Here is an 8089-nt window from a genome sequence, read left to right on the forward strand (position 1 = left end):
ACGTCAATGGCAGCGCGACAGCGAGCTATCCACGGTCGTGCCAGTCACTCGGGACAGCAGCCCATCGCCCGCCTCAGTCCTCGATTTCGATCGCCGGCCGGCCAGGCTCGGCGTTTTTGAGGACGCTGTCGTCTGCCTCGTCAGCACGGACGACGTCGACCGGGGCCTCGAACTCGCGTTCGATCAGCCACGCGGCCGCCTCGAGTGCCTCATACTCTGCGTCGGGCTCGAGGCTCATCGTCAGCGCCTCGCGTTCGGCCTGGAGGTCTTGGCCGTAGTCGGCAGCGGCGTCGCCCTGCTGACGGATATGCGACTGCTGCATGAGTTCTCCGATCAGGTTGTCAGCGTCGCTCTCGATAGCGATCTCTAAGGCGTCGTACTTCCAGTCGGGGGCGATGACGACGTCGATGGCCTGCGGATCTTCGATACCTGCGACCTCGACGATGTCACGGATGTCCTCGCGGGTGTTTTCGACCAGCCGACGGCGCTTGGCGACGCGATCACGGTCGATCTCGGCGGTCGGCCAGTCGGCGTCGGCGACGAAGCCGTCGCCGCCGAGTTCGTCGTACAGTTCCTCGGCGAGGTGGGGCGTGACCGGTGCAAGCAGTCGGACGACAGCCGACAGCCCACGCTCGTAGGTCTCGGCGTGGGGTTCGGTGTAGTCAGCGTACTGCCGCAGCGTCCGCACCAGATCCTGGGTTTCGCGCAGCGCCTTGTTGAACGTCAGGTCGTCGTACTCGCCGCTGGCGATGGCGATCGTCGCGTCGATCTCCGCGTCGACGTAGCTGGCGATCGCGTCGTCGTCGCCGTCGGGTTCGTCGGCGACGTAGTCCTCGACCATGCCCTGGAGCCGAGTGAGGAAGGCATAGGTCGACCGGACGCCTTCTTCGCTCCAGTCGAAGTCACGCTCGGGCTGGGCGGCCTGCATCATGAACAGCCGCGCCGTGTCCGCGCCGTAGTCCTCGACGATCCGCTGGGGCGAGACGACGTTGCCCTTCGACTTGGACATCTTCTCGCCCTCGAGTTGCACCATCCCCTGTGCGAGCAGATTGGTGAATGGTTCGCGGTGCTCTAAGCCTTCGTGGTCTGCGAGCACCTTCGTGAAGAATCGAGAATAGAGCAGATGCATCACGGCGTGTTCGATGCCGCCGACGTACTGGTCGACTGGCATCCAGTCGTTGGCTCGCTCCAGATCGAAGGGGACCTCCTCGGAGCCGGGCGAGACATAGCGCAGGAAGTACCACGAGGAGTCGACGAAGGTGTCCATCGTGTCGGTCTCGCGGGTCGCCGGACTGCCACAGTCCGGACACGTCGTCGCCTTCCACTCTTCGGCGGCATCCAGCGGGTTCCCGGTCGTGTTGATGAACTCCGGCAGTTCGACCGGCAGGTCCTCTTCGGGGACCATGACGGGGCCACAGTCGTCACAGTGGATGACCGGGATCGGGGTGCCCCAGTAGCGCTGACGGGAGATGCCCCAGTCACGCAGCTGATACTGGGTGGCCTTCTCGGCGCTGTCGATGTCCTCGGTGAGTCGCTCGCGAGCCGTCTCGCTGTCGAGGCCGCTGTACTCGCCGGAGTTGATCAGGACGCCGTCGTCGGTGAACGCGTCCTCGCTGACGTCTGGTGCGTCGGGAACCGTCTCGCCGTCCCAGTCGTCAGGTTCGGGGGCGATGACGGGCTTGATCTCGATCCCCATCTTCTCGGCAAACGCGTGGTCGCGCTCGTCGTGGCCGGGCACGGCCATCAGCGCGCCCGTTCCGACGTCCGAGAGGACGAAGTCGGCGACGTAGACCGGAATCTCGTCGCCCGTGACGGGGTTCGTCGCGGTCAACCCCGTCTCGACGCCGTTCGGCTCGTCGCCGTCGGGGTCGGCTTCGTGCTCGATGAAGTGGCGAACGTCGTCGTCTTCCTCGGCCAACTCCTCGCTGATCGGATGGTCGGGCGCGAGTGCGAAGAACGTCGCGCCGTGGATCGTGTCGACGCGGGTCGTGAAAGCCTCGACCGAGCCGTAGCCCCCGATCTCGAAGTCCAGTTCCGTCCCGTACTGGCGACCGATCCAGTTGCGCTGCATCTGGCGCACCGAGTTGGGCCATCCCTCCAAGTCGTCGATGGCCTCGAGTAATTCGTCTGCGTACTCGGTGATTTTGAGGAACCACTGCTCGAGTTCGCGCTGTTCGACCGGCGTATCACAGCGCCAGCAGAGTTCGTCGTCGCCCTCGACCTGTTCGTCGGCCAGCACGGTCTCACACTCGGGACACCAGTTGACCTCGGCGTCGCGGCGTTCGACCAGCCCTTCCTCGTGGAACCGGGAGAAGAGCCACTGGTTCCACTGGTAGTACTCGGGCGTGCAGGTAGTGATTTCGCGCTCCCAGTCGTAGCCAAAGCCCATCGACTCCATCTGGTCGGTCATCGTCTCGATGCAGTCGAACGTCCAATCACGCGGGTTCGTGTCGCGTTCCTTGGCCGCGTTCTCCGCGGGGAGGCCGAAGGCGTCCCACCCCATCGGATGGAGCACATCATCGCCTTGCATCCGGCGATAGCGCGCGTACGCGTCCGTGATCGTGTAGTTGCGGACGTGGCCCATGTGGAGCTTGCCGGACGGATACGGGTACATCCCCAGAACGTACGTCGGATCGTCGACGTCGTCGGGCGTCCGGTAGACGTCCGCGTCGTCCCACGCCTCCTGCCAGCGCCGTTCGACCGTCGCGTGGTCGTATCCCTCGTCACTCATTTGCTTATATACGTCTCTGTGAGACGCCTCCCTATACCTTTCCATACCGCTATTGATCGGTGTCCGTCCCCGTCTCTGCGGGGCGTCTCAGAGAAATACGGCGACCGCGGCGACCAGGCCGAGTACCACCAGCACACTCCCGGCTACTGCTCGGATTCGTGCCTGTGATTGCACCCGCTCCCGCTGGGCCTCGAGGTCACCGCTTGCGATCACCAGCGGCGTCTCGTCGGTTCCCCGAAGGACGTATCCGTCGGCCGTCTCGGTCACCTCGCCGCGAACCAGCAACTCGTCGCCGTCCCGGACGACGGTGGCCTGATACTTGTCCGGCATCGAATTCTTCCGGCCGATACTGACCGAAACCTCCAGATCGCCGATGATACCGCCCTCGTCGGCCAGTCCCGTCCGCTCGAGGAAGCGATTAATCGGGTCGAGATCACCGAGGTAGACGTCCGTTTTCGGGTGGCCGAGAAACACTTGCGACGAGTCGAAGGGGTCGTCGCCCTGTTTGGCCGCCAACGGCACCGCATCCACGTCGACGTGCTCCCACCCGTGGTCGATCGTGAACTCGCCGACCGCGAGTTCGCCGTCGACAGTCTGCCACCGAGCCCCAACCTGGCCACCTGTATTGCGCTTCCGGCGGAGCCGCCACGCCCAGAGGGCAGCCGGATCGCCCTCGGTAGGCTCGGACTCGGGCCCGGTTCGTTCCGGCGAGGCCGACTCGAGGACGTGTACCGGCCCGCTGATCGTCGTCTCACGGCCCGGTTCGAGCCGGCCAGCGCCTGACGAGGTGACTCCGTCGATCGTCGTCCCTCGAGCATGAAGTTCGCGTGCTCGAGACAACACGAACCCACCGAACAGGACGAACGCCCCTGCGACGACGAGTCCAGTTACTTTGACCATGATTAAGAAATTATAGCTGATCGACAGTAATCCTGGCGAAAAATACCGTCACGGGAAATCGGCGATCGACCGCTGATCAGCGGTCGCATCACCCGAAGCGCGACCGTTACCTTACTCGATGTCGATCTGCTTCGAATCCTCCCCACCCGACTCCTTCGGCAGCCGAACCGTCAGCACACCGTTTTCGAAGCCGGCTGCCACCCCGTCCTCGTCGACCGGTTCGGGGAGTCGAATTCGTCGATTCACCGAGGTCTCCGTCCGTTCACGGCGGAGGTATCGCCCCTCGGCGAACTCGCCCTCGTCGATCCGGTCGGCCTCGAGGTGGAGGGTTCCATCCGAGAGCGTCAACTCGATATCGTCGGTCTCGTAGCCGGGGAGGTCGGCAGTGACAACGTATTCCTCGTCGCGGTCAGCGACATCGACCGGCACCGTTCCCGGGACCTGCAGCCCGCCGGCGGCCATTCCCTCTTCGACCTGTTGGCTCACGCGGTCGAGCAACTCCTCGATCTCATCAAATGGATTGCGTCGCATACTTGCATGTAGGTTCCCAACGGGGATAAATTCTGCCCGCAGAACGACGACAGAAGCGGGTCACTCGGGAAGCGTGACGAGACCATCCTCGAGCGCGTCGAGGAGCACTTCACGCGCGTGGCCGTCGGGATCGACGCCGTCGTAGACCGCCTGTACCTCGCCGTTGGCCAGCAGGAACGTCGTCCGCGCAGTCTTGCCGTTCCGAAGTTCGACGTCAAAGGCCGCGGCGATCTCGGCGTCGGGATCGGCAAGCAGATCGAACTCGAGGCCCTCCGCCTCGCAAAAGGACTGGTGGGAGTCGACGCCGTCGGTCGAGACGCCGTAGACGTCGACGCCAGCGTCCGCGTAGGTCTCGCGCTCGCGCTGGAACTGGTTTGCCTCGACGGTACAGCCGGGCGTATCGTCCTTCGGGTAGAAATAGAGGACCGTCGGCGCCGCGAACGCGAGACTAACGGTCTCACCGTCCTGATTCGGTGCGGTCACGGTCGGCGCGTCATCGCCTGGGGCGAGTGGCATACCCGTGCTAGCGTGGGGTGTGAAAAACAGTTTGTGGTCAGTTACCGCGGCGACGGACAGACCGGCGCTGCCCCGATTCGGTAACGGCCAATTCTGCCCACGTCGGTCGAATTATGCACGACAGTTCACCTAGAACCGCCGATGATCGACACCGTTCTCCACACCGGCTCAGAACATCCAGATCTCCTGTGGATCCTCGTCCCAGCGTTCCTGTCGTTCCTTGCAGGACTGGGCGTGATGACCTATGGCGACCGCATCCGAGCATGGGTTCGCCCAGATAGCAGTAGGACCGCTGAGTAACCGTTTTACTCACGCGCAAGCCGTCGCACTGCTCGTTTCACGCGAGACCGACCCTGTCCTTACTCGACGACGTGCTCAGTGTCGTATGAACCGAGCCGGCGGACCCAGCCGTTCTCGGCGAGGTCCTCGAGGTCCGCGATCGCCTCCTGGGTGCGTGACTCGTAGAGGCCGGCCTCGAAGTCGATGTGGAAGACGTAATCGCCCAGTCGCTGGCCGCTCGGCCGTGACTCGACACGGGTCAGGTTGATATCCCGATTCGCGAAGGGCTCGAGCAACTCGAGTAACAGCCCAGGGTAGTTCGCGTTCGGATAGACCACCAGCGAGGTCTTGCCGCCGCCGGTCGAACGCTCGTCGGCGGGCGCGAGCGCGAAAAATCGTGTCGCATTGGAGTCCTGATCCTGGATGTCCTCGGCCAGTACCTCGAGACCGTCGCCGTCGGCGTTCGCCGGATGACCGATGCCAGCGACCGACGGATCCTCGCGGGCGAACTCGACACCTTGGGCCGTGCTCGCGACGGCCTCGAGGGTCGCGTCGGGATACTCGCGCTCGAGATAGGACCGACACTGCGCCAGCGCCTGAGAGTGGCTGGCGATGGTGTCGAACTCCGGCCCCTGTGCGAGCAGGGCGTGACGGATCGGGGTGACGATCTCGCGGACGACGGCGACGTCGTAGTCGGCGATCGCGTCGAGACTCTCCGTCACGGAGCCCTCGATACTGTTTTCGATGGGGATGACGCCCCGGTCGTACTCGCCGGCGGCGACGGCGTCGACGATCGCCGTCACCGACTGGCGGAAGTCGATCTCACCGTTGTCGGCGATCGCACTCGTCGCCCGGTGTGAATAGGTTCCTTCGGGACCCAGCGTAACTGCAGTCATTACGGGCCGATAATGCGGTCTGGGTCAAAAGACCGTCGGGTCTTCCAGTTCGATCGACAACACCCACAGTCGCATCCGAGCCAACCGCGGGTTGGCTGTCAGGGCTGGTACGCGCCACACGCGCTGGACGACGGCATCGCTATCGGCCGGTCAGACGAGAGAAAACAACAAAGCAGACGGACTACTCGTCTAAGTGATCAATTCCTTTCTTCGAGACGTTTGCTTCCGTGATCTCGTCTGGCATCCAGTCGGGCTTGTCGCTTGGAGCCGTCTCCTCCCAGGCCCAGCCCTCATAGATGTGTACCTTGTCCGTTCCCTTCTCTCGCAGTTTGAGTTCGACGCGCTCGGCCTCCGCTTCGCTCGGGCCGGGCTCGAGCCGTCGCGCCGCCTTGAGCGCGGCCTGACGGGGTGTATTGCCAGAAAAGACACTCGATTCGTCACCGCCCGATTCACGCAGTGCAAAGTTTCGTTTACCGTCTTCGCGTACCATGATTTATCGCCTCCGTGTCAAACGAGCACACGACCAGACATAAAGATATCCCCGGAAACCGACCGACTGCGTCGGTATCTTTAAGTACAGCGCTGACGCCACTCGTCTGCAGGATCCGCGATCGGCGTCATTCGCCTGGGCGTCGAAAACACTTAAGTATATCCTACGGCGAAGTTCGGAATAGAATCCCGCGATGGTACGGAAAAAGAAGCTGAGTCCAAGCGGTGCGAAAGACGACGACGGCAACTATCACAACGTCCACCTCAATCTCCACGAGGATGAACTCGCAGTCGCGGGCATGGATATCGGCGACGAGGTCTTCGTCCGGGTCCGGGACGGTAAAATCATCATTCAGAAAGCAGACGAGGATGACGTCGAACACGAGTTCTAGAACCCACCTTTTTACGCCTCGGGATTCGCTCGCTCCGCGAGCGAACCGCTCTCTGCTCACGGACGCAAAGCGTCCGTTCGCATGGCACGCGGGACCTTAGTGATTAGCAAATCTTATTGAGAAATCCACCGAGGTGATTGTCAATCCACGATGCAGCGAAACTCAGTTTCTCGGTCAGTTGGTCGAACAGNTAGTGATTAGCAAATCTTATTGAGAAATCCACCGAGGTGATTGTCAATCCACGATGCAGCGAAACTCAGTTTCTCGGTCAGTTGGTCGAACAGTTCGTCAAGGAGTCTCCGGTACTCGTCTTCGCCGTTAACAATCAACGGCGAAGACTCCCACTTGAGACTCTTCCAGACAGGTTCGATTGGGTTGAGGTCCGGGGAACCAACCGGAAGGAACACCAGATCAATCCCGAGTTCATGAGCACGCTTGCGCGTGTGCTTGCAGACGTGTGACGAAAAGTTATCCAACACGAGCAGAATCCGCTTGCCGGGATTCTGCTCGCGGATCTCCTCGAAACACCCGCAGATTTGTTCTTTCTCCTGGTTCGGTGGGAACGACAGCACGCTCTCTCCGTTGAGCGCATAGAACCCGGCCGCTGGTGTATCGATTTTCACCAGCGGCCGGGTGATATGTGGGTCATCGACCGTGTACAGTCGCTGAGAGTTGTCCCATGGTTGTGGATGCGAGATATCGAAAAATCCCACCACAGTCCCGCCATCAGTACAGATGTCCTCATCGGTGCGCCACTCCTCTTCGTCGTCATCGTCGTCACTGTCGCGCTTATTGTGTGGCTGGTCGTGAGCATCCTCGTCGAACGCGTACTCGACGCGTTCGTCGAGGATCTCTTCGGCGTTGGCGGGTCGATCAGGCCGTTTTGTCCGAGGAATGGCGTAGGAAAGGCCGAGGTTGGATAGGAACGTTGGGAGGTAGTGTGAATGATATTCGACATCGAACTCCTCGTCGAGAAGGTGCTGAATCTCTTGTTTTTTCCACGGTTGTCCCTCACGCAGTCGATCGATGAATTCGTCTTGTTGGTCTTCGTCGAGCTTCGGGGGCCGACCGCCCCCGAAGTTCGGAGTGAGTTTGCCGAGGCCTCCTTCGTTCCAGCGGTTGACCCAGTTGGTGGCGGTGCCCTCAGATTTCCCAACGTCATCGGCAGCCTCCTTCAGCGTGGCACCCTTGTACAGCCGTTTGATGAACACGAGGCGTTCGAATTCCTTCTGATCGTCTGCCTCGCCGAGCAGACGATCCAGATCCTCTTCACTCAGGTGTCGCACAATTTTCTTCTCTCGGCCAGTCACTACACTAAAGAGATACTTCTGCTCAATAACTTTCCCGAATCACTA

The 8089-nt window shown here is 61.8% G+C and carries 9 protein-coding genes; 2 read left to right on the forward strand and 7 right to left on the reverse strand.

The features are described 5' to 3' along the window. Nucleotides 1-73: 73 nt before the first annotated feature. The 4 genes from leuS to C476_RS11740 all read right to left on the reverse strand — a co-directional run bounded on the left by leuS (nt 74) and on the right by C476_RS11740 (nt 4678). Entirely contained in the window at nt 74-2731 is a 2658-nt protein-coding gene (leuS, locus tag C476_RS11725; RefSeq protein WP_008013174.1) for a leucine--tRNA ligase, read from the reverse strand. A gap of 87 nt (nt 2732-2818) precedes the next feature. Further along, nucleotides 2819-3631 carry a hypothetical protein gene (locus C476_RS11730; protein WP_008013177.1) on the reverse strand — a complete coding sequence of 271 codons (813 nt, stop codon included), beginning with the start codon at nt 3629-3631 and terminating at the stop codon, nt 2819-2821. A gap of 111 nt (nt 3632-3742) precedes the next feature. Next, the gene (locus C476_RS11735) at nt 3743-4162 is read right to left on the reverse strand and encodes an Hsp20/alpha crystallin family protein (protein WP_008013178.1); all 420 of its coding nucleotides are present in this window, start codon (nt 4160-4162) and stop codon (nt 3743-3745) included. Nucleotides 4163-4222: 60 nt separating this feature from the next. Next, nucleotides 4223-4678, reverse strand: coding sequence for a peroxiredoxin (locus C476_RS11740; RefSeq protein ID WP_008013180.1), 456 nt, complete (start codon nt 4676-4678; stop codon nt 4223-4225). 141 nt (nt 4679-4819) lie between these two features. Here C476_RS11740 and C476_RS18975 point away from each other — a divergent pair, with 141 nt between their 5' ends. After that, the gene (locus C476_RS18975; protein ID WP_008013182.1) at nt 4820-4978 is read left to right on the forward strand and encodes a hypothetical protein; all 159 of its coding nucleotides are present in this window, start codon (nt 4820-4822) and stop codon (nt 4976-4978) included. Nucleotides 4979-5037: 59 nt separating this feature from the next. Here the strand turns inward: C476_RS18975 and pheA are convergent, their stop codons facing one another. Next, entirely contained in the window at nt 5038-5853 is an 816-nt protein-coding gene (gene pheA / locus C476_RS11745) for a prephenate dehydratase (RefSeq protein WP_008013184.1), read from the reverse strand. A gap of 181 nt (nt 5854-6034) precedes the next feature. Beyond that, on the reverse strand, nt 6035-6343 hold the full coding sequence (locus C476_RS11750) for a non-histone chromosomal MC1 family protein (protein ID WP_008013186.1): 309 nt from the start codon (nt 6341-6343) through the stop codon (nt 6035-6037). 193 nt (nt 6344-6536) lie between these two features. Between C476_RS11750 and C476_RS11755 the strand changes: the two genes are divergently transcribed. Continuing rightward, nucleotides 6537-6734, forward strand: coding sequence for a hypothetical protein (locus C476_RS11755; RefSeq protein ID WP_008013187.1), 198 nt, complete (start codon nt 6537-6539; stop codon nt 6732-6734). A gap of 197 nt (nt 6735-6931) precedes the next feature. Here the strand turns inward: C476_RS11755 and C476_RS11760 are convergent, their stop codons facing one another. After that, nucleotides 6932-8044 carry an IS630 family transposase gene (locus C476_RS11760; protein ID WP_049911785.1) on the reverse strand — a complete coding sequence of 371 codons (1113 nt, stop codon included), beginning with the start codon at nt 8042-8044 and terminating at the stop codon, nt 6932-6934. Nucleotides 8045-8089 lie beyond the last annotated feature (45 nt).

It is taken from the genome of Natrinema limicola JCM 13563, from assembly GCF_000337475.1.
In the GTDB taxonomy this organism is placed as follows: Archaea; Halobacteriota; Halobacteria; order Halobacteriales; family Natrialbaceae; genus Natrinema; species Natrinema limicola.

Excerpts from the sequence above, each read along its gene's own strand:
- C476_RS11740 (WP_008013180.1), bottom strand. The coding sequence starts at position 4,678 with ATGCCACTCGCCCCAGGCGATGACGCGCCGACCGTGACCGCACCGAAT.
- pheA (WP_008013184.1), bottom strand. The coding sequence starts at position 5,853 with ATGACTGCAGTTACGCTGGGTCCCGAAGGAACCTATTCACACCGGGCG.
- C476_RS11730 (WP_008013177.1), bottom strand. The coding sequence starts at position 3,631 with ATGGTCAAAGTAACTGGACTCGTCGTCGCAGGGGCGTTCGTCCTGTTC.
- C476_RS11750 (WP_008013186.1), bottom strand. The coding sequence starts at position 6,343 with ATGGTACGCGAAGACGGTAAACGAAACTTTGCACTGCGTGAATCGGGC.
- leuS (WP_008013174.1), bottom strand. The coding sequence starts at position 2,731 with ATGAGTGACGAGGGATACGACCACGCGACGGTCGAACGGCGCTGGCAG.
- C476_RS11755 (WP_008013187.1), top strand. The coding sequence starts at position 6,537 with ATGGTACGGAAAAAGAAGCTGAGTCCAAGCGGTGCGAAAGACGACGAC.
- C476_RS11735 (WP_008013178.1), bottom strand. The coding sequence starts at position 4,162 with ATGCGACGCAATCCATTTGATGAGATCGAGGAGTTGCTCGACCGCGTG.
- C476_RS18975 (WP_008013182.1), top strand. The coding sequence starts at position 4,820 with ATGATCGACACCGTTCTCCACACCGGCTCAGAACATCCAGATCTCCTG.